This window comes from Halorubrum marinum, from assembly GCF_048381195.1.
Lineage (GTDB): Archaea > Halobacteriota > Halobacteria > Halobacteriales > Haloferacaceae > Halorubrum.
In genome coordinates this window covers 90,461-115,046 of sequence record NZ_JBLWMM010000003.1, presented here as the reverse complement: position 1 = coordinate 115,046, position 24,586 = coordinate 90,461, and the positions used below count along the sequence as shown (strand labels likewise).

The window sequence follows — 24,586 nt, the reverse complement described above, 5'->3', positions numbered from 1 at the left end:
GCTTATGTCGGATCGCGACTACTGTGAGCCGTGAACACGGACACCGCCTGTCTCGGCTGCGGCGAGCCGTTCGATTGGAGGACGACGAGTGTCCCGAGTGCGGCTGGCGTCGCAGTGAGTGGGCCGCTCAGGGGCGACACGGACTGGAGAAGGAGGGACACGGCGAGCCCGAGGAGGACGGCAGTTCGGGCGGGGTCGGCGGCGGCGGTATCGGCGGACTCGGTCCGATCCGCTGAGGTCGGGACCACGCGACGGAGAGGAGACGAAGCGATCGGCCGAGGCTCAGTCGTCGGTGGTGACCGTCCACGTCGAGGTGAACTCGTCGACGTCGCCGTCGTACGTCGACCGGTCGGACGACGCCCGATCGGACGACGGACCGGATCCGTCGGGCCCGTTCGGCCCGTGGCGTGCCCGGTGAAGCGCGTCACACACCGCGCCCTGCCCGCCCATGTTCACCGTGGCGAGCCGGGACCGCTTCTGAACCACGTCCAGTTGGTCCGCCGGGATCGAGTCGCCCTCCGGAGTCAGGAACAGCGGGTCCTCCCCCGCCGTCACGTGGCCGCTCGTCGCGGCGCGGTCGAGGTAGTCGGCGATCGGTGCGGCGTCGACGACGATCGAGAGCCCGCCGACGTCGACGTGCGCCTCGTCCCCGGCGACCGTCAGGTCCGAACGGTCGAGCGACACGACCTGTTCGGGGTCGACGCCCGCGTCGAGCAGCGTTGCGACCGCCTCGCGCTGTCGCGAGACGCGGGCCTTGTCGGCGATGGCGGCGCGGACCGCCGCGACGTCGCCGTCGGCGTCCGGGAACGTCTCGCCGAAGGTGTCGCGGGCGGTGACGCCGGTCGTGATCTCCTCGCCGTGCATGTGATCGCACAGCTCGATCCGGGCCTCCCGCACCCAGTCGAGTCCCTCCACCTCGTCGCGGGCGTCGGTCGCCATCATCCACGCGAACGCGGGCGAGCACCACGCCGTGGGCAGCGTGAACTGCACGTCGACGCGTCCGCCCTCGATCTCGATCGCGTCGATGTAGTCGAGCTCGACGATGGAGCGGGCCAGCTCCGGGTCCTCCACCCGGTCGAGTCGATCGCGGACCGCCGACCGGCCGGTCGGGTCGCCGCCCGCGTCTGTTCGGCTCCCAGACATCAGTCCGCCGCGGCCCCCGCGTCGCCGCCGTAGTGGTCGGCCAGGTCGAACTCCCGGGTGATGTCGTCGTCGCGGAACTGCCGCTTCTTCTCCTCGATGTCGATGTCGTACAGCTCCGCGGCGTTCTCGCCCATAACCTTCTTCATCGTGTCGACGTCGAGCTCGACGCCGTACTCGTCTCTCTGCTCGTCGGTGAGCTCCGCGTTCATCAGCTGGTCGACGAGCCAGTCGGGGTTCCACAGGGCGTAGTCGGAGCCGAACAGGAGCCGGTCCTCACCGAGCCAGAAGAGCAGTTCGCCCATGATCTCACCGAACTTCCGCTCGCGATGGGTCGACAGCGCGGACGCGACCGCGAGCCCGCCGTACACGTTCGGCTCTTGTGCGGCGATCCAACAGAAGTCGTCCAGTCGCGGGAGCCCGACGTGGTTGACGATGAAGTTGAGCTCCGGGAACGACGACGCCGCGTCGTCCACGTCCTTCACGTCGAACGCGTCGCGGTTGAGCGGGCGGATCGTCGGCCCCTTGTGCGCGTTGATGTTCTCGATCCCGAGATCCGAGCACTTCTCTAAGAACTCGAAGGCGTCGTCGCTGTCGAGCCGCCACCCCTTCGAGTCCCCGCGCCACTCTGCCGTGTACAGCTTCACGCCCGGGATGTCGTACTCCTCCTTGAGGTGTTCGAGATAGCGGAGCCCCTCCTCGCCGTCACGCGGGTCGAAGCTCCCGTTGAGCACGAACCGCTCCGGGTACCGCTCCGCGAGTTCGGCGTTCTGCTCCGTCGTGTTGAACCCCTCGTCGTAGAAATCGTCGAGGTACGTCGGCTGGAATATCGCCATGTCCGCCGCCGCGTTCCCGAAGAGGTCCTCGGTCATTCGGTCGGCCCCGTAGTGCCGGTACTCGTCGATGTCCCACTGTTTGTCCTCCGGCGTGAACCCGGTGTGGTAGTCGTAGAAACACTGGAGGAACTGCTCGCCCCCTTCGTGAATGATGTTCTCCTCGCGGGCGTCCCACAGGTGAACGTGCCCGTCAATGACGAATATCTCTTCGCCGTCCTTCTCGTACATACGTAATACTGTGTGAAGTGCCCACACATAACTATAAGGATCGTTCAGTAATGTTACCATTGGTAAGGTAAAAACTTGAAACCCATACATAGTTTCGGTCTCCCGCCGAAAACGTAACGAATGTTTATGTGGGTGTGTGCAAGAGAGACAAACACATGCAAGCAGCTAGACTCCACGAGTACACCGACGACATGACCGAGGGGCTCGCGATCGACGAGGTCGAACGACCGGCGGTGACGGGAGGCGACGACGTGATCGTCGAGGTCGAGGGCGCGGGATGGTGCCAGACGGACAACCACATCATCGAGGGGATGTGGGAGGAGTACGTCCCGCAGGAGCTACCCCTGACGCTGGGACACGAGAACGCCGGGACCGTCGTCGAGACGGGAGAGAACGTCGATATCGTCTCAGAGGGCGACCCGGTTATCTGTCACCCGGTCCAGACCTGCGGCACGTGCCGTCCCTGCCGGCTCGGCGAGACGATGTACTGCGAGAACAGCGCGTTCAACGGGCTCACCACCGACGGCGGCTTCGCCGAGTACCTGCACACGAGCGAGCGCTCGGTGATCCCCCTGCCGGGCGGCGTCGAGCCCATCGACATCGCCCCGCACGCGGACGCCGGAATCACGGCGTACCACGCCGCGAAGAAGGCCGTCGGCGATCTGAACCCCGGCGACCACGCCGTCGTCATCGGCGTCGGCGGGCTCGGTCACATCGGGCTCCAGTGTCTAGACGCGATGAGCGCGGCCCGTATCACCGCCGTCGACCTCAAGGAGTCGGCGCTCGATCTCGCGGACCAGTACGGCGCCGACCATCTCGTTAACCCGGGCGAGGTGGACGTTCCGGCCGAGATCGAGGCAATTACCGACGGGACGGGCGCCGCGCAGGTGCTCGATTTCGTCGGCGCCGACGTGACCACCGGCTACGCGCCCGACATCACCGCCGCCGGCGGCAACCACCACATCATCGGCTACGGCGGACACATCCACGAGCCGGCTCAGGCGCTGGTGAACGGCGAGTTCTCCTTCGTCGGTAACATCGTCGGGCGCTACGCCGAGTTACAGGAGCTCGTCGCGCTCGTCGAGCAGGGCGACGTCGATCTCCACACCAGTCGGTACGACCTCGGCGATATAAATTCGGTCGCCGAGAGCCTCGAACACGGCGAGATCGACGGCCGCGCCGTTATCACGCCCTGAGCGCGGCCCGAACGCGAACCGACGAACCTCGCATTTTTTGCGGCGGCTCCCGCGCACCACGCTCGTCGCCGGATCCCCGTCATTCAACTCCCCCGGGTCGAAATCGGCCGTTCACGATGGGACGCCGAGCGTGGACGGCGTACGCGCCGCTGCTCGCGGCCGCCTTCTGGGGCGGAATGTACGTCGTCAGCAAGTGGGGGTTCGACGCGATTCCCCCGCTGACGCTCGCGTTCCTCCGCGTCGCGGTCGGCGCCGCGGTGCTGGTCGGCGTCGTCCGACTCCGGTATCCCTCCCGGAGCTTCGGCCGAAGCGAGTGGACCGCGTTCGCCACGCTCGGCGGCTGGGTGGCGCTCACGATGGCGACGCAGTTCGTCGGCACCGACCTCACGACCGCGAGCGAAGGCGCGCTGATCACCGTGTTGACGCCGGTTTTCACCGTTTTCACCGGCGTCGTCGTCCTCGACGAACTCCTGACGCGTCGCCGGGGAGTCGGCGTCGCGGTCGCGCTCGCGGGGACCATCGTCGTGCTCGCCGGGCAGTACGACCTCCGCGCGATCGGGGCGGGGAGCGCGGCCGGGATCGCGATGCTCGTCGTCGCCAGCGCGGGCTGGGCCGCGTACACCGTCTGGGGGAAGCCGCTGGTTCGTCGGTACTCCGCGCTGGAGACGGCGACGTACTCGACGGCGTTCGCGGTCCCGATGCTCGCGGCGCTCGTCCCGATCGAACTGTCGATGCGCGGGCTCGGGGTCGCGGACCTCCCGGTGACGCTTCCGATCGTCGCCGCGGTCCTGTACCTCGGCGTGGTGAGCACCGCCGCCGCGTGGTACTGCTGGTATAAGGGACTGGAGTACGCGGACGCGGGAACGGTCGCGGTGTACTTCTTCGCCCAGCCGCTCGTCGGGGCCGCGCTCGGCGCGCTCCTGCTCGGCGAGTCGCTCGGCGGCTGGTTCCTCGGCGGCGGGCTGATCATGGCCGTCGGGATATACGTCGTCAGCACCGACGACACCGCCGGATGACGAGGGGGCGAGCGGCCGCTTCCGCGCTCGCCGTGACCGCTAACTCCTTGTGACCGCAGCACACAGCGATCGAGCATGGACGAGAACGGCGGCGACCCGCACGCGACGAGCGACGCCGACTCCCCCGATCCCCCCGACGCCGACTCCCCGACCGACCCGCTCGCCGACGAGGACGTGTACCGCGTGCTCGACGCTGACGGGCGACCGCTTCCGGACGCGACCGTCCCGGACCTGTCCGACGAGACGCTCCGCGCCATCTACCGCGATCTGGTGGTCACCCGCCGGTTCGACGAGCGCGCCGTCAGCCTCCAGCGACAGGGCCGGATCGGGACGTACGCCCCCTGTGCGGGCCAGGAGGGCTCGGCGGTGGGGTCGACGCACGCGCTCGCGGACCGCGACCTGATCAGCTACCAGTACCGCGAGCACGGCGCGATCGTCGTTCGGGACCTGCTCTCCGAGTACCTCCCCTACTGGATGGGCCACGAGTCCGGGACCGAGGCGATCGCCGACGGCAACGTCTTCCCGCTCAACATCGGGATCGCGGCGCACCTCCCGCACGCCGTCGGGGCCGCGTGGGCGTTCGACTACCGCGACGAGGACCGCGTCGTCGCCGCGCACTTCGGCGGCGGCGCGACGAGCGAGGGCGACTTCCACGAGGCGATGAACTTCGCGGGCGTCTTCGACACGCCGACGCTCTTCTGTTGTCACGCCAACGGCTGGGCGATCTCGATCCCCGAGGCGGACCAGACGGCGAGCGCGACGTTCGCCGAGAAGGCGGCCGCGTACGGCTTCGACGGCGTCCGCGTGGACGGGATGGACCCGCTGGCGAGCTACGCGATCACGGCGGCGGCCGCCGATCGGGCGCGCGGCGACGGGGGCGGGTCCGGGAGCGACGACTCGGAGGGCGGAGCCGGGTCGGCCGACGACGTCCCCCGCCCCGCCCTGATCGAGTTCGTCGAGTACCGGTTCGGCGCGCACACGACCGCGGACGACCCCTCCGCCTACCGCGATCCCGACGACGTGGACCCGTGGCGCGCGCTCGACCCGATCGACCGGATGGAGACGTTCCTCCGCGAGACCGATCGGATCGACGACGACGAAATCGCGGCGATCCGCGAGGAGGCCGACGACGTCGTCGCCGACGCGATAGACGCCGCGGAGACGCTCACGGCCGATCCGGCCGACATGTTCGAGCACGCGTACGCCGAGCTGCCGCCCGAGCTCCGTCGCCAGCGCGACGAGCTGCTCGCCGCGGTCGACGAGCACGGTGAGGGGGCGTTTCTGCGGGAAAATTAAAGAGCAGGAAACCCGATTTGATCGGCAGGTGCTGCAATATGATGGGCGCGATGGACCGTCTCCAGAAGATCAAGCGAGAGCTTAGTGACCGAGATGTCGACATCGAACAACTGCGACGCAAGTCGAAATCAGACTGGGCGTCCGGAGTCGACGAGGATAGGCTATACGACGATAGGCTATAGATACTCGCCCGCCGCCCGCGCCGCCTTCTGACCGCTTTCGAGCGCGCCCTGAATCGACGACCACTCCGTGTAGTCGCCGGCGAGCACGACCGGCCCCTCGGGGTCGTCCGGGTCGGGCAGGTCGGCGTGGACGCCCGGCGGCTGCGCGAACTGCGCGAACGGGATCCGGTGGACGTCGACCGTCTCCAGCCCCCCGAAGTCGCGGCCGGGATACCACGACTCGAGGGCGTCTCGGACATCTGTCCGGAGAGCGTCGGCGTCGCGGTCGAGCGCGTCGTCGCCGAGGAACGTCGCCGCGAGCAGCGCTCGGTCGTCGGGCGCGTACTCGGGCGCGACCTCCGACATCGGGACGACGGCGTTCGGCGACTCCGCGGCCGCGTTGAGCAGGATCCGCCTGCCCGTCTCGAACGACTCGCCCGCGGGGAGCGCGTACCAGCCCGTCACGTTCGGGACGCCTTCCGTCGGGATCGACTCGATTCCCGTCAACCGGCGGGCCTCGGGCGGACCGACCGCGACGACGACGGCGTCGAACTCGCCCGTCGACCCGTCGGCGAGTCCGACGGTGGCTCCCTCGGCGTCGCCGCGACCGGTTCGGAAGGGGATCCGTCCCTGTCCCGCGATCCGGACCGACTCCACGGCTTCGCCGGTTTCAATCGCCACGTCGGCGGCCGCGGCGCGGTCGGCGAGCGCGCGGGGGAGCGCGGCCATCCCAGCCGCAGGGACGCCGATCGCGCCGCGGCTCATCGCGCGGAACGTGTACTCGAAGACCGCCTTCGAGGTCGACAGCGTTCGGTCGAGCGTGATCCCGCCGTAAAACGGCTCGACGAAGTTGGAGACGTAGTCGTCGTCGAACCCCCAGTCGCGGAGGTACTCGCGGATCGAGGCGTCGCGACCGGCGAAGAAGTCGCCCTCGTCGCGCTTCGCGAGGTCGTATCGGAGCGCGAGCGTCCGGAGTTTATCGGAGAAGGAGATCTCGTCGTTGCGAAGCGAGGCGAACGAGCCGCGCGGGTCCCGCAGCGGGTCCGAGAGCACCGATCGCGATCCGGGGCGGCAGATCGTCGCGCCGGGCGCGAACCGTCGGAGGTCGAGGGCGTCGCTGTCGAGTTCGCTCGCGACCGCCGGGTAGCTCGTGAACACCACCTGAAAGCCGCGGTCGAGGGTGAAGCCGTCGACGCGCTCGGTTCGCACGCGCCCGCCGATCGCGGGCCGTCGCTCGTACAGCGTCACGTCCGCGCCCCGTTCGGCGAGCCGGGTCGCCGCGACGAGCCCCGCGAGCCCGCCGCCGACGACGGCAACGTCTCCGTTCATACGTGAGACATCGAGGTGTGAATTTATAAGCGACCGGCTCCGTCGACACCCGCAGCGAGCGAGATGCGACGAAAGCGCACCAAACGGTGATTACGCAGCCGACGGTACCAATCGCGTATGGGCGATGACGACCCGAAATCGAATAACCCGCTTTCGCCGTATTACCCCTCAGAAGCGCCCGATATTCCGAGCAATGGCCGCACGTGGTTTGCGATCCTCCTGACCCTCATACTGCTGTTCGGGACCGTGTACGGGTTCGTCTCCATGCTCGTGTGAGGCCGTCCGGTTCTCACGTACAGGGGGTACGGTATCGTACCGGCGACTCGTTCCGGCGTTCCAGCACGCGTTCGCACGTACCTCTATACGCGAGACCGTGGTATCGCGACCCATGCAAGAGTTCACACTTCGAGCGGACGACACGGGAACGATCGAGCTCGTCTGTGAGCGGGCCGACGAAGCGGCCCCTGCCCCGCGCGTTCGCTCGTTCGCCGGACGCGACGAGTTCGGACTGCTCGTCGACGGCTTGACTCCCGGAGAGCGGGTACGGCTGTTCGTCACCGAGACCGCCTCTGAGGAGTAACGCGAACGTAGCGTCGAATCGATCGCGATCCGGCTCCGAGAGGGAAGCGATTAGTCGCCCCCGCCCTACTGACGAATATGGAGACGACGGAGACGACGGCGGCGTTCCGCGGGTTGCAGAGTCGCGCGTCGGGTCGCGTCCACGAGACGGCCGACCCGACGACGGTCTCGGCCGACGAGCAGGCGCGCGGGCTCGACCCCGCCTACGACTACGACGCGGTCGATCCGGAGGCCCTCCTCGGATCGCCGCAGGACGGTCCCGCCGGCGTCGGACGGGGCCACTGGCGCTTCGACGCGCTGCTCCCGTTCCCGGCCGAGGCGGCGATCTCGGCGGGCGAGGGCACGACGCCTCTCGTCCCGACGGAGCGGCTCGCCGACGAACTCGACGTCGACGCGGTGTACGTCAAAGACGAGGGGCGAAACCCGACGGGGACCGTCCTCGACCGCGGGCTCTCGGTCGCGCTGACCGCGGTCGCGGCGCGGGCGGCTGCGGGAGACGACGTCGAGCCGCTCGCGTGTGCGAGCCCCGGAAACGCGGGGCAGTCGATGGCGGCGTACGCGGGCCGGGCCGACCTCCGCTCGTACGCGTTCGTCCCCTCGCGCTGTGCGTTCTCGAACAAGGCGATGACGAACGTCCACGGCGGCGACATGCGCGTGGTCGGGGGGCGATTCCCCGACGCCGCGGCGGCGGTCGACGAGCAGCTGGAGACCGACTACACCGACCTCGGCGAGTTCGCGACGCCGTACCGCCACGACGGGGTGAAGACGCTCGCGTTCGAGCTGGTCGCCGACCTCGGCGCGGCGCCGGACGTCGTCGTCGTGCCGACCGGATCCGGTGAGGTCGTCACCGGGATTTATAAAGGATTCACCGAGCTGGAGCGCGTCGGCGCGACCGACGGAGTGCCGACGGTCGTCGCGGCGCAGGCGGAGGGGTGCGCGCCGATCGCGGCCGCGGTCGAGCGCGGGCTCGACGAGCCGGAGCCGTGGTCGACGCCGGACACGATCTGCGGCGAGCTGGAGATCGCCGACCCCGCGGGCGGCGCGGCCGCGGTCGAGGCGGTCACCGAGAGCGGCGGAACCGCCGTGAGCGTGCCCGACGAGGACATCCTCGCGAGCGCGGTCGCGGTCGCGCAGAACGAGGTGATGGAGATGGGCGCGACGGGCGGGGCCGCTCCCGCGGGCGCGTGGGCGCTCGCCCAGGACGGCTTCTTCGACGGCGACGAGACGGTCGTCCTGATAAACAGCGACGCCGGGCTCAAGACGCCGGACGTGTTACGCAGCCATCTGATGGGCCAGGGTATATAAAAGAAGCCGCCGCGGACGAGCGCCTCCGATCTATTCTGGGCTCACTTGCAACTCGCCCGCAACTCGCCCGCAACTCGCCCGCAACTCACTCGCGGCGCGCGAGCAGTCCGGCGGCGAGCACGGCGACGACGGCCGCGACGACCCCGAAGCCGGGCGCTTCGTCGTCGACTGACGGCGCGTCGTCCGCGTCATCGTCGACCGAGTCGTCCTCAGTCGCGTCGTCCTCGGCCGCCGAGCCGTCGGCCGACTCGTCCGTCGTCTCGTCCTCGGTCTGCGCCGCGTTGTACGCCTCCACGCCGTCGGCGATGCTCTCCGTCGCGACGATGACGCTCCGCGGCGCTGGCTGGTTCAGCCACTGCACTTCGACCACGACGGCGTTCCCCTCTTGTCCGGCGGTCGTGCTGGCGTACGGCTCTTCGGTCATAATCGGCGCGTCGGGGTCGTCAACGAGGATGAGTTCGGGGTCGGTCTGCAGGATGACCTCGTCGGAGAGCTGCGGGTAGCCGTCGCCCTCGGCCGCCGCGACGTTCTCCGTGCCGCCGATCGTCATGACCTCGTGGATGAACGTGTCGTTGGCGGCGACGAATCCGCTTCCGAGCGGGTACAGCGCGGTCGGGCGGTCGATGTCGGCGGTCCGCTCGCGCGCGTCCGCGACCGCGTCGTTCATCTCCTCGTTCGTGTCGGCGGCGGCCTCACACTCCCCGACCAGTCGACCGATCGTCTCCGTCTTCGTCGCGATATCGTCGACGTCGGTCGCCTCCGGGAAGTGGTACACCGTCAGCCCGGCGTTCCGGAGGTCCTCGACCTGTCCGGCCGACGCGTTGGGAGCCAACACGAGGTCCGGGTCGGTGTCGACGACGCGCTCGATGTCGACGCCGAGCCCCTCCGCGGAGACGCCGGTCTTCTCGTCGGCGCCGTCGAGGTACAGCGCGAACTCCGTCACGCCGACCACTCGGTCCTGCACGCCGAATTCCCACAGTATCTGTGCCGCGGAGGGGTTCGTCGTCGTGATCCGCTCCGGCGGCTCGTCGAGCGTTATCTCCTCACCGGTCGCGTCGGTCACCGTGACCGGGAACGAGCACTCGCCCGCCTCGGTCTGCGGCGCGCTCGGCGCGTCGCCCAGCGCGGGCTCGCCGTCGGCCGTCGTCGGCCCGGTTACTGTCGGTCCTGTGCCTGCCGCCACGCCCGCGAATCCGCCGATCAAGGCGGTCGTTACGAGCAGGGCGGTCACGAGTACGAAGCTGTCACGCATCGAGTGGACGACGCCGCTCATCCAATAAGTATTTACCTACTACAAGTTTTGTTGCATATCGAATGCGTATCAGGCGACGGACCACGGGGTGGTCGGCCGCGTTAGCCGCGCTGCTCGCCCTCGTGATCGTCGTCAGCGCCGGAATCGGTCCCGTCCGGATCCCGCCCGCGGAGGTCGTGAAGATCGTCTTGAACGCGGCCGTTATCCCGGCCGGTGTGGAGATCGGAACCGGACGCACGGGAGCGCTCGCGCTACCGCACGCCGGCGTCTCGTATCACTCGCCGTTCTCGTTCCCCGTCGACGACGTCCACGAGCGGATCGTCCTCCACGTCCGACTCCCGCGGATCCTGCTGGCCGCGCTCGTCGGGTTCGCGCTCGCGGCCGCTGGCACCGTGATGCAGGGATTCTTCCGGAACCCGATGGCCGATCCGTCGATCATCGGCGTCTCCTCGGGCGCGGCCGTCGGCGCGGTCGCGTTCATCGTGTTCCCGGTCGCGCTGTCGACGACAGTGGCCCTCCCGGTCGTCGGTGCGGTCCAAGTCGGTCTCTCGTACGGCGCGGGGGTGAGCCTCTTCGCGTTCGTCGGCGCGCTCCTCGCCGCGTTCGGCGTGTACGCCATCGCGACGCGTCACGGCCGCACGCCCGTCGCCACGCTGCTGCTCGCCGGGGTCGCGATCCAGACGTTCCTCGGCGCGGTCATCTCGTACCTCCAGCTGCAGGCGGGCGAGTCGCTCCGGCGGATCGTCGCGTGGCTGATGGGGCACCTCTCCGGGGCGGCGTGGAGCGAGGTCGCGGTCACCGCTGTCGTCGTCCCACCGCTCTTTCTCGTCCTGTTGGTCTACGCCCGCGATCTCAACGTGCTGTTACTCGGCGAGGAGGACGCGCGGGGGCTCGGGATCGAGGTCGAACGCACGAAGCGGCTCCTGCTCGCGGCGAGCGCGCTCATCACGGCCGCAGGGGTCGCGTTCGCTGGCGTGATCGGGTTCGTCGGGCTGATCGTGCCGCACATCCTTCGGCTCGTCGTCGGTCCAGACCACCGAATCTTGCTCCCGACCGCGGCGCTGTCCGGCGGCGCGTTCCTCGTCGCCGCCGACACATTCGCGAGGGCCGGGGCGACCGAGCTGCCGGTCGGCGTCGTCACCGCCGCCGTCGGCGCACCCTTTTTCATCTATCTGCTGACCAAACGGGAGGTGCACGAGCTGTGAGCGTCGACGACACCGGGTCGGACGAGGATCCGCTCCCGGATCTGTCCGGGGCTGGTGACGGGGTGGTCGTCGATGGAGCAGCCAGCGACGGCGCGGTCGGCGACGGGACGGCCGACGACGGGCCAGGCGACGAACCCCTGATCGCGGTCCGAGACCTCTCCGTCTCGTACGGCGACCTCGACGTCGTCTCGGGCGTCGATCTGACGGTCGAACGCGGCTCGTTCGTCGGGCTCGTCGGGCCGAACGGCGCGGGGAAGTCGACCGTCCTCCGGGCGATCAAGGGAACCGTGGAGCCGGACGCGGGCAGCGTCGAACTCCGCGGCGATCGGGTCTCGACGCTGTCGGCGCGCGAGGCCGGTCGGCGAGTGGCGAGCGTGCCGCAGGACACCGGGCTCTCCTTCGAGTTCCGCGTGCGCCACGTCGTGGAGATGGGTCGAACGCCGCACCTCGGCCGGTTCGACGGTCACGGTCCCGAAGACGCGGCCGCGGTCGACGAGGCCATGGCCGCCGCGCGAGTCGAGCGGTTCGCCGACCGGTCGATCGCGGCCGTCTCCGGCGGCGAGCGCCAGCGCGTGCTCCTCGCACGGGCCCTCGCACAGGAGACGCCGGCCCTGCTGCTCGACGAGCCCACCGCCAGCCTCGACGTGAACCACGCCGTGGCGACGGCCGGTCTCGTGCGGGGCATCGTCGACGAGGGGCGGGGCGCGCTCGCCGCTATCCACGACCTCGACATGGCCGCGCGGTACTGCGACGAGGTCGTCGTCCTCGCGAACGGCGGGGTCCACGCCGCCGGACCGCCGGAGGCGGTGTTGACCGGCGACACGCTCCGGGCCGCCTTCGACGCCGAGGCGTTCGTCGGGCGGAATCCCGCGACGGGATCGCCCTCGATCACCGCGTTCGACGCGGTCGGCGGGGGAGAGTCGATCGACGGGGACGAAGACGAGTCCGCGGCAACCACCGGAACCGTCCACGTTGTCGGCACCGGGCGCGGCGCTGCGCGCGTCGCCGCACGCGTCGCGGCCGCGGGACACGGGATTTCCGCCGGCGTCGTGCCCGCGGGCGACGCCCTCGCGGGAGTCGCGCGCGACGCGGACGGACCGATGGTCACCGCGCCGCCGTTCGAGGCCGTCGCTCCCGAGCGACGTGACGCCGCACGCGACCTCGTGCGGGATGCAGACGTGGCGGTGGTCGTGGGCGACGGGGTCGGAGCCGCGCCGCCGGATCTCGTCGCGGCGGCGGAGCGGACGGTCACGGTCGACGCCGATATCCGTGACCGCAAACTGCTCGACGCGGTACGGGATGCGATCGTCGACGAACCGAGTACGGGATCGGCCGACGAACCGGTCGACGGATAGCCTCCGACGCCCGCGGTCTCGTCTGTCTGCACCCGACCGCTCTGGGTCGGTCCACCGCTTCGGGAGCGAAGCGTCAGCGTTTATGAGTCGCGTCGCCACGCTCCGGTAATGAGCGTTCCCTGCGTCGCGGTCGCACGCGAGCGCGGCGAGGCCGTCCGCGAGCGGCTCGCCGACGCGTGCCTCCTCGACGGCGACCACCGGATCGCGGTCGACGGCGACACGATATACATCCCCGTCACCGACCCCGGCGCCCTCCCCGACGACCTCGCGGACAGCCTGGTCGAGCGCGACGCCGCCGAACGCGACCGCCCGAAGACGCCGGCGGAGATCCTCGGCTACGAGCCCTCACTAGAGCGACTCGGTGATATCGTCATCGTCGACGAGGACGACGACGAGCGCGCCCGCGAGATCGCCGATGCCGTTATGGCGTCCGATTTGCCCTGCGAAACCGTGCTCAATCGCGCCTCGCCGATCGAGGGCGAACTGCGCGTCCGGCGGTGGGACGTCCTCGCGGGGAACGGCACCGAGACCGTCCACCGCGAGTACGGCCACGAGTTCGCGCTCGACGTCGCCGAGGTGTACTTCTCTCCGCGGCTCGCCACCGAACGACATCGGGTGATCGAGCAGGTGACTCCCGACGAGTCCGTGATCGACATGTTCGCCGGCGTCGGGCCGTACGCGATCCCGATGGCGGCGCGCGGCGCGGACGTCGTCGCCTGCGACCTCAACGACGTGGCTATCGACTACCTCCGCGAGAACGCCGAGCGCAACGGCGTCGCGGAGAGAGTCACGGCGATCGCCGGCGACGTGCGGGAGACGACCGACGCGTACGCCGATACCGCTGACCGCCTCGTGATGAACCTCCCGCACTCGGCCGACGCGTTCCTCGACACGGCCGTGGCGCTGGCGGGCGAGGAGTGCGCGCTTCACTTCTATGACATCCAACACGAAGACGACCCGTTCGGCCCGGGGACGCGCGCGATTCGCGAGGCGGCCGGAGCCGAGTACGACGTGTCGGTCGAGACCGAACACGTCGTCAAGTCGTACGCGCCCCACGAGTACAACGTGTGTCTCGACGTGCGTCTGACGCGGCGATAACGCTCGCACGACTGCGTTCCGCGCCCCACGCCGCGCCTGGCGCCCTTGTGCGCGGGGGGGACGGAGACGCGGAGCCAGACGGCTCACGCCGGAATTCGTTTCTGTCAGGTAACACTTTTATGTCGTTTCGGTACCATCTATCGGGTATGAGTGACGCAGATGCACCCGAAGAGCGTATCGACGAGACGACGACGTGGCCGGACCTCGCTATCGGCCTGTACGACCGTCTGACCGGGCGTAACGCCGAGATAATCTACGAGTTCGAGGAGATGACCGTCGACGTGCCCAGCGGGACCGGCGACGACGTCGAGCACGCCAACTGGCGGCTCGACGGGACCGTTCGGGTCACGACTCGTGAGCGGGAGTAATCCGAGGGCGCCGCTCTCGGTCGTCACGGACGACCTGACGCTGACCGTCGACGGCGTCGAGTTCGACGTCCACTCGACGGGAGCGCGGCTCTTCGTCGAGATCGATAGCGTTCGCGATGCGATTCGCGTCGCGCGGAGCCTGCCCGACGACGACGCGGCGGGTCCGACCGCATTCCTGACCGCGACCGGGCTCGCGACGGAGTTCCGCGTTCGAGGGCGTACGGTGGCCGTGCTCGGCACCGGCGCGCGCCCCGGAGTCGTCTCCCGCGCGCTCGGCGTCTCGCCCGCCGAGGTCCGGGTCACCGGAGCGGTCGGTGCCGTCGCGAGCGGGCTCTCGGCGATGCGGGGCGTCGGCAGGCGGCTCTTTCGGTGACGGCACTGTGCGGGTCGCGACCGGCGGCGTCTCGAATCGCGAAGAGCGGGGCTCCTGTTCGGAACGGTCACAAACGAACAGCGTGACTGCCGTTCGACCCGAGGATGCCGCGGGTCGAACGGCGACGGGCCCGTCACATGACAAGAGTCCACGGCCGCGGGACGCGTCGGGGCCAGAGGCGATTTCGCGCTTGACACGCCGGAGGCGTGGGTCCCAGGCGGGCCGCGGTGGATCGCGTTGAGAGGTGACCGTCGCGCCGGGTCGCGGTGGGGGATGCGACCGGCGTGACTGCTGCCGCCCGGTACGGGCTCCGACCGGGCACACCGTCGGGGAGTCTATCCCCGCCGTCGCGGCACACGACCAGTGTACCACAACAAAACCGAAGTCCGACCAGATATTTATACGTTATCCTTATATTCCTGTAAATATCGGGGATGCCCCAAAACGATCACGCCGAGATATCTGCGATAACAACACGATCAGCTATCTGAACCGTACTCGGCCGATTAGGTCGCGACTGGCGCACCCACCGGCGGCGAAGTGATCGGGTCGATTCCGGCGCCGTCGCCGTTTCGGAACCCTTATTTTTCCCTTCGGGAATTGTATAGTGAGTGCCGGAGTAGCTCAGCTGGCAGAGCGATTCCTTCGTAAGGAATAGGTCGAGGGTTCAAATCCCTCCTCCGGCTTCTTTTGGCGGGACGACTGAGACAGAGAGCCGCGGGAAGAGATATGACGCAGAGCAAAGCGACGTAGAGCGACTCGCGGACCACCGTCGGTCACTGTGATCTCGTCTCGTCTCGTCTCGTCTACCGTCTCGTCCACCGGCGAGTGTGACGTGATCGTCGCCCGCGTCGTCAGTCGTCGGCGACGGCGGACTCGACGATCTCGATCTCTTCGTCGGTCAGGTCGTAGAGGTCGTAGACGATCTCGTCGATGAGTCGGTCGGTCTTCTCGATCTTCGCGTCGAGTTCGTCGGCGACTTTTTGCTTGAGCGCGTTCAGGCTGTAGGACTCCTCGTAAATGTCGTTGTCCGTGTCCAACAGGTCACGCCCCTCGGCTTCCGCGTACAGGACGAAGATGAGCCGGTAGAGATAGATGAGCGACGAGTCGTGGATAAGACCGAGGTCCTCCTCGTCGAGGTCGTTGTCCGGATACTGGAGATACCCCTCCGAGAGCACCTTGATAGCTTCGTAGATGTTGTCTTGGAGGTCCTCCCCAAGGTCCTGCGCGAAGACGTTGGACTCGTCATAGACGTCGTCGAGGAAGCAGTCGCCGCCGGCGTCCTCGAGAAACGCACCGTGACGGAAGAAGAGGTAAAAATACTTGAAATCCTCCAAATCGCCCGTCTCCAATACTGTCGGCAGGTCGACCTCGTAGTAGGAGTCGAGCCGGTGGCTCGTCGGCCCGTAGTAGAGCCGCCACTTTTTGCCATCCGTCAGCACTGCCCATCGCGCGGGCGTCTCCTGGAGGTAGACGTGGATCTGATAGCTCGGGTTCTCGAAGTCGCGCTCGTGTTCGCCGCTACCCCGCGTGTCGAGTGGTCGCCCCCAGCGCTTGGCGTCGGCGACGGCCACCGCGTTCTCGTAGAAGTCGCCACCCCCCTCGCGACGTTCGAAGGCGTCACGTGCGGCGTCTTCGGTCTCGAAGAAGCCGTAGTCCGGTCGGCGTTGCGTCCGACTCGTGCTCTCCTCGACTTCGAAGGGAATCCCCAGCTTCCGGAACATCGGCCGGATGAACTTCTCCTCCAGCTGGGATTCGTTCCGCTTTGGAGCCGTACTTTTCTCCCGGTCGTAGAGATCGACAATCTCGTCGTACGCGGCTGCTAGTTCGTCGTCGTCAACCTCATTCCACTCCTCTGTCTCGGGGAGATGCTCGTCGAGGTAGTAGTTAGAGAACAGATCGCGATTCGTGCGGTAGGTGAGTGAACGTTGCATCCGTCAGGGAGGGGTTACAATGAGAAATTCGTCCGAATCCTTGCTGTCAATGAGGACATGTTCGACGGCGGATGCGTCGGTAACTCCGATGTCGACCGCGTCGCCGATCTCGAGATCGAGTTTATCGAATTCGAAACCAGAGACGTTGATCCGTCCCGAATTCCTGGTATTTCGCCCGACGTGTTTTCGGGTCATCACGTATGACACGGACGAATGCGGGCAGCCGTATAGACTTTTCTTCGACTAATGCGGAGAAGACTAGTTACGGTTACTTATCAAATAATGTACTTATTATCGGACGCTCATCTCGCGGATACGAGTGTCTCTGCGAGTGACGTCCTCGCCGCCCTCAAGCGGCGAATCTTCCCGGGGGGTCCGATGCCACTTGCCAGCCCGTTCACGACTGACCTAGCGTCATCGGGACGAGTGATCGTTCGTCGATACCGTCCCTAACCGTGAGTTATACAACATAAAGTATATTAGGGCTATAGCTATGGCTCTTGGCAGCGTGTGTCACAGTATGCGACCAGAATACGACTGCAGCGAGCGAGAACTGTACGAATGTTTCAGATGTGGTGCGTTAGTCGACACCGCCGGAACGTGTGAGTGCGGCGGGGAGCTTCGGCATATCGGGCGCTCCCGGGACCTCTGAGACGGCCAGTACGGAGCCCGCATCGCGGTGACGAGCCGTAGCGACTACTCCCGAGAGAGGATTCGCGGCGGCCGTCAGCGTTCGCCATCGCCGGTCGTACCGTCTTCGTCGTCGCCGTCGACGTCGTCTTCGGTGGTGGTAGCCGCCGCCTCGAAGTCGGGCAGCGATAGCACGTTCTCTCGCCCGAGCCGGAAGCCGTCGAGTTCGCCGTCGTCGCGGAGCCCCGTGACGACCTGACTGGTCTTCGCGGCCGTCCAGTCGAGCTCCTCGACAACTCGTTTCTGTTTCATGCGTCCGCCGTTCGCTTCGATGAGCCGGAGCACCTGCTCTTCGTTGCTCAACAGCTCTCGGTCGACGGGCGCGGCGCTGTCGCCAGCACCGCTGGCTACCGAGCCATCAGCTGCCGACCCGTCATCACCGCTCGTCTGCCCAACGTCGGCCGTTTCCTCGGTGCCGGTGGCCTCGACGCCGTCGACACTGCCAGCGTCGCGGTCGCCGACGCCGTCGACACTGCCAGCGTCGCGGTCGCCGACGCCGTCGACAGCGGCCGCCTCGCTGGAGCCGGTCGCGTCGTCGGACTGACCGACCGAGGCGGACGACTCCGCGCCGGTCGTCGCCTCGTCGTCAGTCGAAACTGACGGGCGGCTCTGACGCCGACGATACGCGACTGCGCCCCCGACGACGACGAGGAGCGCGACGGCGACAAGAATCGCGGAGAGCCCAGCGACTCCCTCGGGCTCAGCGGTAACCCGCGGTTCCCCCCCGGTGAAGTCGATCGGGCCGGTCCAGACGACGGCTCCGTCCCGCGTCTCCGTCGGTGACGGGGAAACGGTAACGAGTTCGTAACCGTCGGGCCACGAGAGGATGAGCGACGAGGCGTCGTCGAGGAACATCCCGTCGATGGCGTCGCCGATACTGAGTCGATCGTCGTCAACCGCCGCGAAGCCGTGCCACCGGAACTGGTACGTGACTACGCCGTACGACTGCGGGAGCTCTCGGCGCTCGGCGGTCACCGTCGTGTCGGTGACGTCCATCTCGCGGCCGGTGGCCGTCTCGGCGGCGTCCACGGTCGCGACCATCCGCTCGCGGAAGCGGTCCGTGTACGCCTCCGGGTCGGCGTCCACGTCGGCGCGGAGCTCCTCGAACGCCTGCTCCTCGTCGTCCGTCGCCAGTCGCACGCGGTACTGAATCTCCCAGATCGCGTCTCCGTTCGGCTCCACGGCGACGGTGATCAGAACGTCGTCCGGATCGACGTCCATCTGTTCGAACCCGCCCGCCGGGACGCCGGCGTCGCCTGTGCCGGCGACACTGCCAAGCGTTGCGACTCCGCCGACGGCGACGAGAGCGACGACGACGAGAAGAACGACCGTTCGCTGCACGTGACGACACTCATTTCGATCGGATAAATCGCTTCGCATCTCAGGAGCGATGTCGCTCTCCGTCCCGCCGATCGGAACTCCCAGAATCGGCCTGTGCCGCAGGTACGTGCGTCGCCGCGTTACGCATCGGGACCCGTGAGCGAACCGATATCGACTCCCTTTCGCAGGCGGGCGTCGACGGACGCCGCGGTGCCGGCAACCGTCGACCACCCGGCGGTCGCGCGGTCGACCGCGACGTCCCTCAGCGTCGCGACGGCGCGGGAAGCGCTCCCGCGGTCGGCGTCGCTGACGTTTCCGCTGCCGCGCTCCGTGTCGCTCTGCCCACCGCTCGCGGCGTTCGAACCGCCGTTCGCGTCCCCCGGACCACCGGTTACGTCCCCGGGTGCGTCGCTGACTCCGCCCCCATCAGCGCCGTCGGCGGCGTCCGTGCCGCCGCGTTCGTCGACGTCGGTTCCGGGACCGGCCGAGGCGGGGGCGTGGACCGCTGTCGCGTTTCCGTCGTCGGTCACGTTCCCCGGCCCGTGTCCGCGGTCGTCGGCAGGTCCGCGAGTATCGTTGGATCCGCGGTCATCTGCCGCTCCCCCGGTTCCGGACGAGTCGCCGTCACCGGACGGGCCGCCCGGAGAGCCGGGTCGATCTGCTCCGCCGGGAGTCCCGTTGGGGGCACCGCGGCGGTGCTGGGCCAGCGGTCCGCCGACGTCGTTTCCGGCGACGCCGCGGGCGATCGCGGCGATCTCCGGTCCGCTCGCGTTACCGGCGCGATCGCGGACCCTGTCGAGGCGGTCGTCGTGGAGGCCACGGTCGTCTCTGACCGACTCAGGGAGGCCCCTGGCGACATCGGCGCTCCGGTTCGTCTCGCGTTTGACCTGCTCGGCGCGGACGCTCGTCTCCGCCATCCGGGCGGCAAAGGCCCCTTCGCTCAGTTCGCCGGCGTCTCGGCGCTCGCGGAGCTCCTGCTGTCTGGCCTCGATTTCGGCGAGCCGCTGCTCGTTGCGGTCGAGTCGGTCACCGACGACGGCGGCGCGCTCCTCGTCGGTCGTCGCGCGGTCGAGTCCGACCTCGAACGCGCGCGATTCGACCTCGCCGGAGACCTCGGCGTTCTGGACGCCGATCACGCCCGAAAGTCGTTCGCCGGGGCTGAGATCTGTCGTCTCGTTCGTCGGCTCGGTTCCGTCGCTCTCGGCGTCGCCGTCGGCGGTGCCCGCGTCGTCCTGCGCGACGACCGATCCGACCGGTCCGGCCGCCGCAATTCCCGCCAGTCCGACGAGGGCGACGACGGCGACGAGCAGCGCGATCCTTCGGTTCATTACCGGAGCGTACGCGCCCTCCCCCTATATAAATGGAACTCCGTTAAGCCGGATCAACGCGGGTTAATTGGGAAACAGTAACGATGCGGACAGTGATCGCGACTGCTCGGAACAGGGACGGACCGAACGCCCGAGCGTCAGTACGACTTCGCGAAGTACGCCGTCCGCTCGGCGTCCTCGCCGCAGATCGCGCAGGTCTCGTCGTCGGTATCGCCGTCATCTCCACCGCCGACGAGCGGATCGTCGTCCTCGAACGGGACCATCACGATCTCGGCGGCCATCGGCTCTTTGATCGGCTCCTCGCAGCCCTCGTCGCCGCACCACGGCGTCTTCACGTAGCCGCCGTGCTGGCCGAGGGTGCCTAAGATTCCGGCGCGGTCATCGGCCTCGCGGACCTCGCCGTCGAGGGTCTCCTCGGCGGCCGCGTACAGCTTCGCGTAGATTTCGTCGAAGTGGTCGCGGACGGTGTCGACCACGCCGTCGCGGTCCTCGACGACGCTCTCGCCGTCGGGCCGGTGGACGAGGGTAAGCTCGTCGTCCTCGACTTCGTGGGGGCCGATCTCGATCCGGAGCGGGACCCCGTTGAGCTCGTGTTCGTTGAATTTGAACCCGGGGTTGCGCTCGTCGCGGTCGTCGAGTTCGACGCGGACGCCCGCGTCGTCGAGGTCGTCCGTGACCGCCTGCGCGTACGCTAACACGTCGTCTTTCGTGTCCTCCTGCCAGATCGGGACGACGACGACCTGCTCGGGAGCGACGCCGGGCGGGAGCACGAGCCCCTGCTCGTCGGAGTGGGTCATGATCAGCGCGCCGAGCGCGCGCCACGAGAGGCCCCACGAGGTCGTGTGGGCGGTGCGGTCCTCTTCGTCCTCGTCGGAGAACGTGATGTCGAACGCCTCCGCGAACGACTGGCCGAGGTGGTGGGAGGTCGCGCCCTGCACCGACTTCCCGTCCGGCATGAGCGCCTCCACGGTGGTCGTCGTTTCCGCGCCGGGGAACTTGTCGTGGTCGGGCTTTTGCCCTTTTAGGACGGGAATCGCGAGCAGGTCCTCGTAGACTGACTCGTACTGGTCGAGCCGCGTGAGCGTCTCCTCCCACGCGCCCTCGCTCGTCGCGTGCGCCGTGTGGCCCTCCTGCCAGAGGAACTCCTTCGTGCGGAAGAACGGCTTCGTCTCCGTCGCCTCCCAGCGCACGACCGAGCACCACTGGTTCACGCGCAGCGGGAGGTCGCGGTGGCTCCGAACCCACTGGCTGATGTACGGCGTGATGATCGACTCGGAGGTGGGGCGGACCGCGAGCCGCTCTTCGAGTTCCTTCGTCCCGGCCTCCGTCACCCACGCGACCTCGGGGTCGAACCCCTCGACGATGTCCTTCTCGCGTTCGAGGTACGACTCGGGAATGAAGAGGGGGAAGTAGGCGTTCTGGACGCCCGTGTCCTTGAACTTCGCGTCGAGGAACCCCTGTAAGCGCTCCCAGACGGCGTACGCTCGCGGGCGGGTGACGATGAATCCGCTCATGCCCTCGGGGCCGTAGTCGGCGAGCCCCGCCTTCTGTACGACCTCGGCGTACCACTCGCCGGTGTTGTGCGACTTGGACTCGGTGATGCCGAGCTCCTGGTCGTCGTCGGTCATTGTCCAGTGAAGGGTTGGTCGCGGGCTTAAAACGTCCGAAGCCGTGCCAGTCGTTCGAGGCGCTGAGAGTCAGCTGCGACGTCCACGCCGAGCGGGTCGTTTCAGCGCGTCGGAATGCAGAGAAACGTTAACCCCGTCCGGGAACCTACCGCCGGTATGGATCTGTCGGGGCTTCGGCGGCACACGCCCGGGACGGTCACCGGTGCCCGTCGCGAAGCGGCCGTGCTGGCACCCGTTCTCGCACGCGACGGGGACGCTCACCTGCTGTTCACGAAACGGGCGACGCACCTCGGCGAACATCCCGGCCAGATGAGCTTTCCCGGCGGCGGCCGCGAGCTGATCGATCGGACCCTAACCGACACCGCTCTGCGGGAGGCGAACGAGGAGGTCGGCATGCGGCCGGACGAGGTCGACGTCGTGGGGCGGCTCGACGACACGCGGACGTCGAGCAAGTACGCCGTGCGCCCGTTCGTCGGCGTCGCGCCCGACCGCGAGTACGTCCCCGACGAGGCGGAGGTGGCGGAGGTCGTCGTGCTCCCGGTCTCGGCGCTCACCGACCCGGCGAACTACGAGTCCGAGCGTCGGATCGGCCACCCGGAGTACGGCGACCACCGCGTTCACTACTTCCACGTCGACGGCTACACCGTCTGGGGCGTGACGGGTCGGATGGTCGTCGAGCTGTTGGAGCGCACGACCGACTGGCGGTCGCCCGACGAGGCCGACCGCGTCGTCGGCGCGGACGCGGAGCTACCGATATAAGGCTTAAAAACGGTCGCCGCCGCCGGTCCCAGAACGTCCCGCCGAAGCCGTCGGATACATACACTCTCGTCCGCTCGTTCTCGCATGGCCGCCGACGATCGCAACGCCTTCGAAGTGTACCGCGATCGCGTCGATCGCCCGCTCCTCCGCCTATTTAAAGAGTACGGCGCCGCCGAGGCGCACTGGCTCGTGATCGGGATGACCGCGAACGTGATCGCCCGCGTCGCGGGGCTGGTGCCGCCGGTCGTCCTCGGCGTCGCCATCGACGCCGTCTTCACGGGCGACGGTCCCTACACCCTTCCCGGCGTCCCCGACGCGTGGCTCCCGGCCGAATCCGCCGCGCAGTTTCAGTTCTCCGTGGTCCTCATCGTCGGCGCGTTCGTCGCGACCGGGGTGTTCACGTGGATCTACGGGATCGCCGCGAACAACTTCGCGCACCGCGTGATGCACGCGGTCCGGACCGACTCGTTCGACCGCATGCAGCGGCTCGACATGACCTTCTTCGACGACAAGCAGACCGGCGAGGTGATGTCGGTGCTGAACAACGACGCCTCGAACCTCGAGGTCTTTCTCGATAACGCCCTCCAGAACTCCGCGCGCCTCGGCGTGATGGTCGTCGGCATCGCCGGCGTGCTCTTTTATTACAACTACGAGCTCGCCGTCGTCACGCTCTCCGCGATCCCCCTCATGATCCTCTTTACCGTGTGGTTCATGCGGGCCGTCGAGCCGCGGTACGTCGCGCAGCGCTCCGTCGTCGGCGATCTCAACACCGCGCTCGAAAACGCGCTCTCGGGCGTCGAGCTCGTGAAGACCTCGAACACCGAGGCGCACGAGAGCGACCGCGTCGAAACCGCCTCGAAGCGGTACTTCGAGCGCACGATGTCGATCCTCCGGCTCAACTACGTCTACCGACCGGGGATGGAGCTGTTCGCCGGGCTCGCGTTCGCCGCCACCTTCGCGGTCGGGGGCTACTGGCTCTCATCCGGCCCGCCGGGCCCGTTCACGACGACGCTCACGGTGGGGACGTTCGTCACGTTCGTCCTCCTCACCCAGCAGTTCGTCGCGCCGCTCGCGGAGGTGTCGAACATCGTGGACCAGTACGAGAACGCGAAGGCCTCCTCCGAACGCGTGTTCGGCCTCCGCGACATCCCGATCCGGATCGCGGACAGCGAGGGGGCGGTCGACCTCGGCGGCGAGGGGGCGGTCGACCTCAAAAGCGACGAGAATGAGGCCTCAGGCGCGGTCGAGTACGACGACGTCTCGTTCGCGTACGCGGAGAACGCCCTGGTCGACCCCGCCGACGCCGACAAGGAGGTGATCCGCAACGTCTCCTTTGCGGCCGATCCCGGCGACACTGTCGCGCTCGTGGGGCCGACCGGTGCCGGTAAATCGACCCTCCTGAAGCTCCTGCTCCGACTCTATGACGTGACCGGCGGCGCGGTCCGCGTCGACGGCCGCGACGTTCGAGACGTGACCCTCGCGAGCCTCCGGTCGAACGTCGGATACGTCGCACAGGACACCACCCTGTTCGACGGGACCATCGCGGAGAACATCCGATACGGACGCTTCACCGGTATCGACGAGGACGTCGAGAGCGACGCGGTCCGCGAGCGCGTGATCGAGGCCGCGAAGGCGGCGGAGGCGCACGAGTTCATCGACTCGTTGCCGAACGGCTACGAGACGCGGATCGGCGAGCGCGGCGTGAAGCTCTCGGGCGGCCAGCGCCAGCGCGTCGCCATCGCGCGGGTCGTCCTCCAGGACCCGGCGATCCTGATCCTGGACGAGGCCACGAGCGCGGTCGACACCGAGACCGAGATGCTGATCCAGCGGTCGCTGGACCGGCTCTCCGCGGACCGCACCACGTTCGTCATCGCTCACCGGCTCTCCACGGTGACCGACGCCGACACGACGCTCGTCTTGGAGGACGGCGAGGTCGTGGAGCGCGGAAGCCACGACGACCTGCTGGCGACCGACGGGCTGTACGCGAAGCTCTGGGGCGTGCAGGCCGGGGAGATCGACGAGCTCCCCGAGGAGTTCGTCGAGCGCGCTCGCGAGCGCCACGTCGACCGCGCGGTCGAGCGGACGCGGACGGAGGCGTCGGTGGAGAGCGAGACGCTCGACGATTGAGCCGCTGAGAGAGCGGACCGACCGAATAGCGAAGCGAACGGAAGTCGAGCCTCGCCGTCCGAA

Annotated in this window: 22 protein-coding genes, 1 tRNA gene and 1 pseudogene; 16 read left to right on the top strand and 8 right to left on the bottom strand. The window is 68.2% G+C overall.

Annotated elements, in window-relative coordinates; all coding sequences use genetic code 11:
- The first annotated feature begins 23 nt into the window (after positions 1-23).
- Positions 24-236: a hypothetical protein gene (locus ACNSN4_RS04365; protein ID WP_418284559.1), complete on the top strand. Its 213-nt coding sequence runs from the start codon at positions 24-26 to the stop codon at positions 234-236.
- Positions 237-282: 46 nt separating this feature from the next.
- On the opposite strand, the gene ACNSN4_RS04360 is transcribed toward ACNSN4_RS04365, so the two are convergent.
- Positions 283-1,143 carry an iron-sulfur cluster assembly protein gene (locus ACNSN4_RS04360; protein ID WP_418284558.1) on the bottom strand — a complete coding sequence of 287 codons (861 nt, stop codon included), beginning with the start codon at positions 1,141-1,143 and terminating at the stop codon, positions 283-285.
- Positions 1,143-2,204 carry an amidohydrolase family protein gene (locus tag ACNSN4_RS04355; protein WP_418284557.1) on the bottom strand — a complete coding sequence of 354 codons (1,062 nt, stop codon included), beginning with the start codon at positions 2,202-2,204 and terminating at the stop codon, positions 1,143-1,145. Before ACNSN4_RS04355 ends, ACNSN4_RS04360 begins: the two co-directional genes overlap by 1 nt.
- A 155-nt stretch (positions 2,205-2,359) precedes the next feature.
- Here ACNSN4_RS04355 and ACNSN4_RS04350 point away from each other — a divergent pair, with 155 nt between their 5' ends.
- The 3 genes from ACNSN4_RS04350 to ACNSN4_RS04340 all read left to right on the top strand — a co-directional run bounded on the left by ACNSN4_RS04350 (position 2,360) and on the right by ACNSN4_RS04340 (position 5,712).
- Entirely contained in the window at positions 2,360-3,400 is a 1,041-nt protein-coding gene (locus ACNSN4_RS04350; RefSeq protein ID WP_418284556.1) for an NAD(P)-dependent alcohol dehydrogenase, read from the top strand.
- A 116-nt stretch (positions 3,401-3,516) separates the two neighbouring features.
- Positions 3,517-4,416, top strand: a complete 900-nt coding sequence (locus tag ACNSN4_RS04345) for a DMT family transporter (protein WP_418284555.1) — start codon at positions 3,517-3,519, stop codon at positions 4,414-4,416.
- A 75-nt stretch (positions 4,417-4,491) separates the two neighbouring features.
- A complete protein-coding gene (locus ACNSN4_RS04340; RefSeq protein ID WP_418284554.1) occupies positions 4,492-5,712 on the top strand; it encodes a thiamine pyrophosphate-dependent enzyme in 1,221 nt (406 codons plus the stop codon).
- A 176-nt stretch (positions 5,713-5,888) separates the two neighbouring features.
- Here the strand turns inward: ACNSN4_RS04340 and ACNSN4_RS04335 are convergent, their stop codons facing one another.
- Positions 5,889-7,202: an NAD(P)/FAD-dependent oxidoreductase gene (locus tag ACNSN4_RS04335; protein ID WP_418284553.1), complete on the bottom strand. Its 1,314-nt coding sequence runs from the start codon at positions 7,200-7,202 to the stop codon at positions 5,889-5,891.
- Positions 7,203-7,319: 117 nt separating this feature from the next.
- Between ACNSN4_RS04335 and ACNSN4_RS04330 the strand changes: the two genes are divergently transcribed.
- The 3 genes from ACNSN4_RS04330 (at position 7,320) to ACNSN4_RS04320 (ending at position 9,086) form a co-directional block, all read left to right on the top strand.
- Positions 7,320-7,478, top strand: a complete 159-nt coding sequence (locus ACNSN4_RS04330; RefSeq protein WP_418284552.1) for a hypothetical protein — start codon at positions 7,320-7,322, stop codon at positions 7,476-7,478.
- A gap of 112 nt (positions 7,479-7,590) precedes the next feature.
- Positions 7,591-7,782, top strand: a complete 192-nt coding sequence (locus ACNSN4_RS04325) for a hypothetical protein (RefSeq protein WP_418284551.1) — start codon at positions 7,591-7,593, stop codon at positions 7,780-7,782.
- Positions 7,783-7,859: 77 nt separating this feature from the next.
- A complete protein-coding gene (locus ACNSN4_RS04320) occupies positions 7,860-9,086 on the top strand; it encodes a pyridoxal-phosphate dependent enzyme (RefSeq protein ID WP_418284550.1) in 1,227 nt (408 codons plus the stop codon).
- 85 nt (positions 9,087-9,171) lie between these two features.
- On the opposite strand, the gene ACNSN4_RS04315 is transcribed toward ACNSN4_RS04320, so the two are convergent.
- A complete protein-coding gene (locus tag ACNSN4_RS04315) occupies positions 9,172-10,338 on the bottom strand; it encodes a PGF-CTERM-anchored ABC transporter substrate-binding protein (protein WP_418284549.1) in 1,167 nt (388 codons plus the stop codon).
- Positions 10,339-10,400: 62 nt separating this feature from the next.
- On the opposite strand from ACNSN4_RS04315, the gene btuC reads away from it, so the two are divergent.
- From btuC to ACNSN4_RS04285, 6 genes are all read left to right on the top strand, one after another.
- Complete coding sequence (btuC, locus tag ACNSN4_RS04310; RefSeq protein ID WP_418284548.1) at positions 10,401-11,543, top strand: vitamin B12 ABC transporter permease BtuC; 1,143 nt, start codon at positions 10,401-10,403, stop codon at positions 11,541-11,543.
- Between the two features lie 137 nt (positions 11,544-11,680).
- On the top strand, positions 11,681-12,898 hold the full coding sequence (locus ACNSN4_RS04305; protein WP_418284978.1) for an ATP-binding cassette domain-containing protein: 1,218 nt from the start codon (positions 11,681-11,683) through the stop codon (positions 12,896-12,898).
- Positions 12,899-13,006: 108 nt separating this feature from the next.
- Positions 13,007-13,996, top strand: coding sequence for a class I SAM-dependent methyltransferase (locus tag ACNSN4_RS04300; RefSeq protein ID WP_418284547.1), 990 nt, complete (start codon positions 13,007-13,009; stop codon positions 13,994-13,996).
- Between the two features lie 146 nt (positions 13,997-14,142).
- A complete protein-coding gene (locus ACNSN4_RS04295; RefSeq protein WP_418284546.1) occupies positions 14,143-14,364 on the top strand; it encodes a hypothetical protein in 222 nt (73 codons plus the stop codon).
- Positions 14,351-14,737: a peptide ABC transporter ATP-binding protein gene (locus ACNSN4_RS04290; protein WP_418284545.1), complete on the top strand. Its 387-nt coding sequence runs from the start codon at positions 14,351-14,353 to the stop codon at positions 14,735-14,737. Before ACNSN4_RS04295 ends, ACNSN4_RS04290 begins: the two co-directional genes overlap by 14 nt.
- 613 nt (positions 14,738-15,350) lie before the next feature.
- Positions 15,351-15,423: transfer RNA gene (locus ACNSN4_RS04285), tRNA-Thr, on the top strand.
- A gap of 273 nt (positions 15,424-15,696) precedes the next feature.
- Here the strand turns inward: ACNSN4_RS04285 and ACNSN4_RS04280 are convergent.
- Positions 15,697-16,671, bottom strand: a pseudogene (locus ACNSN4_RS04280) (class I SAM-dependent DNA methyltransferase); the annotation flags it as partial.
- Between the two features lie 493 nt (positions 16,672-17,164).
- Here ACNSN4_RS04280 and ACNSN4_RS04275 point away from each other — a divergent pair.
- On the top strand, positions 17,165-17,323 hold the full coding sequence (locus ACNSN4_RS04275) for a rubrerythrin-like domain-containing protein (RefSeq protein ID WP_418284544.1): 159 nt from the start codon (positions 17,165-17,167) through the stop codon (positions 17,321-17,323).
- Positions 17,324-17,397: 74 nt separating this feature from the next.
- On the opposite strand, the gene ACNSN4_RS04270 is transcribed toward ACNSN4_RS04275, so the two are convergent.
- The 3 genes from ACNSN4_RS04270 to proS all read right to left on the bottom strand — a co-directional run bounded on the left by ACNSN4_RS04270 (position 17,398) and on the right by proS (position 21,637).
- Positions 17,398-18,702, bottom strand: coding sequence for a DUF7345 domain-containing protein (locus tag ACNSN4_RS04270; protein ID WP_418284543.1), 1,305 nt, complete (start codon positions 18,700-18,702; stop codon positions 17,398-17,400).
- Between the two features lie 119 nt (positions 18,703-18,821).
- The gene (locus ACNSN4_RS04265; RefSeq protein WP_418284542.1) at positions 18,822-20,009 is read right to left on the bottom strand and encodes a hypothetical protein; all 1,188 of its coding nucleotides are present in this window, start codon (positions 20,007-20,009) and stop codon (positions 18,822-18,824) included.
- 137 nt (positions 20,010-20,146) lie between these two features.
- The gene (proS, locus tag ACNSN4_RS04260; protein WP_418284541.1) at positions 20,147-21,637 is read right to left on the bottom strand and encodes a proline--tRNA ligase; all 1,491 of its coding nucleotides are present in this window, start codon (positions 21,635-21,637) and stop codon (positions 20,147-20,149) included.
- Positions 21,638-21,793: 156 nt separating this feature from the next.
- Between proS and ACNSN4_RS04255 the strand changes: the two genes are divergently transcribed.
- Both ACNSN4_RS04255 and ACNSN4_RS04250 read left to right on the top strand, forming a co-directional pair.
- The gene (locus ACNSN4_RS04255) at positions 21,794-22,396 is read left to right on the top strand and encodes an NUDIX hydrolase (protein ID WP_418284540.1); all 603 of its coding nucleotides are present in this window, start codon (positions 21,794-21,796) and stop codon (positions 22,394-22,396) included.
- A gap of 84 nt (positions 22,397-22,480) precedes the next feature.
- Positions 22,481-24,523: an ABC transporter ATP-binding protein gene (locus tag ACNSN4_RS04250; RefSeq protein ID WP_418284539.1), complete on the top strand. Its 2,043-nt coding sequence runs from the start codon at positions 22,481-22,483 to the stop codon at positions 24,521-24,523.
- Positions 24,524-24,586: the final 63 nt, after the last annotated feature.

Bases quoted from the DNA above. Each gene is read 5' to 3' on its own strand.
- ACNSN4_RS04320 (WP_418284550.1), top strand. From the start codon at position 7,860: ATGGAGACGACGGAGACGACGGCGGCGTTCCGCGGGTTGCAGAGTCGC.
- ACNSN4_RS04250 (WP_418284539.1), top strand. From the start codon at position 22,481: ATGGCCGCCGACGATCGCAACGCCTTCGAAGTGTACCGCGATCGCGTC.
- ACNSN4_RS04350 (WP_418284556.1), top strand. From the start codon at position 2,360: ATGCAAGCAGCTAGACTCCACGAGTACACCGACGACATGACCGAGGGG.
- ACNSN4_RS04360 (WP_418284558.1), bottom strand. From the start codon at position 1,143: ATGTCTGGGAGCCGAACAGACGCGGGCGGCGACCCGACCGGCCGGTCG.
- btuC (WP_418284548.1), top strand. From the start codon at position 10,401: ATGCGTATCAGGCGACGGACCACGGGGTGGTCGGCCGCGTTAGCCGCG.
- ACNSN4_RS04295 (WP_418284546.1), top strand. From the start codon at position 14,143: ATGAGTGACGCAGATGCACCCGAAGAGCGTATCGACGAGACGACGACG.
- ACNSN4_RS04265 (WP_418284542.1), bottom strand. From the start codon at position 20,009: ATGAACCGAAGGATCGCGCTGCTCGTCGCCGTCGTCGCCCTCGTCGGA.
- ACNSN4_RS04255 (WP_418284540.1), top strand. From the start codon at position 21,794: ATGGATCTGTCGGGGCTTCGGCGGCACACGCCCGGGACGGTCACCGGT.
- ACNSN4_RS04315 (WP_418284549.1), bottom strand. From the start codon at position 10,338: ATGCGTGACAGCTTCGTACTCGTGACCGCCCTGCTCGTAACGACCGCC.
- proS (WP_418284541.1), bottom strand. From the start codon at position 21,637: ATGACCGACGACGACCAGGAGCTCGGCATCACCGAGTCCAAGTCGCAC.
- ACNSN4_RS04335 (WP_418284553.1), bottom strand. From the start codon at position 7,202: ATGAACGGAGACGTTGCCGTCGTCGGCGGCGGGCTCGCGGGGCTCGTC.
- ACNSN4_RS04300 (WP_418284547.1), top strand. From the start codon at position 13,007: ATGAGCGTTCCCTGCGTCGCGGTCGCACGCGAGCGCGGCGAGGCCGTC.
- ACNSN4_RS04345 (WP_418284555.1), top strand. From the start codon at position 3,517: ATGGGACGCCGAGCGTGGACGGCGTACGCGCCGCTGCTCGCGGCCGCC.
- ACNSN4_RS04275 (WP_418284544.1), top strand. From the start codon at position 17,165: ATGGCTCTTGGCAGCGTGTGTCACAGTATGCGACCAGAATACGACTGC.
- ACNSN4_RS04355 (WP_418284557.1), bottom strand. From the start codon at position 2,204: ATGTACGAGAAGGACGGCGAAGAGATATTCGTCATTGACGGGCACGTT.
- ACNSN4_RS04330 (WP_418284552.1), top strand. From the start codon at position 7,320: ATGGGCGATGACGACCCGAAATCGAATAACCCGCTTTCGCCGTATTAC.
- ACNSN4_RS04325 (WP_418284551.1), top strand. From the start codon at position 7,591: ATGCAAGAGTTCACACTTCGAGCGGACGACACGGGAACGATCGAGCTC.
- ACNSN4_RS04340 (WP_418284554.1), top strand. From the start codon at position 4,492: ATGGACGAGAACGGCGGCGACCCGCACGCGACGAGCGACGCCGACTCC.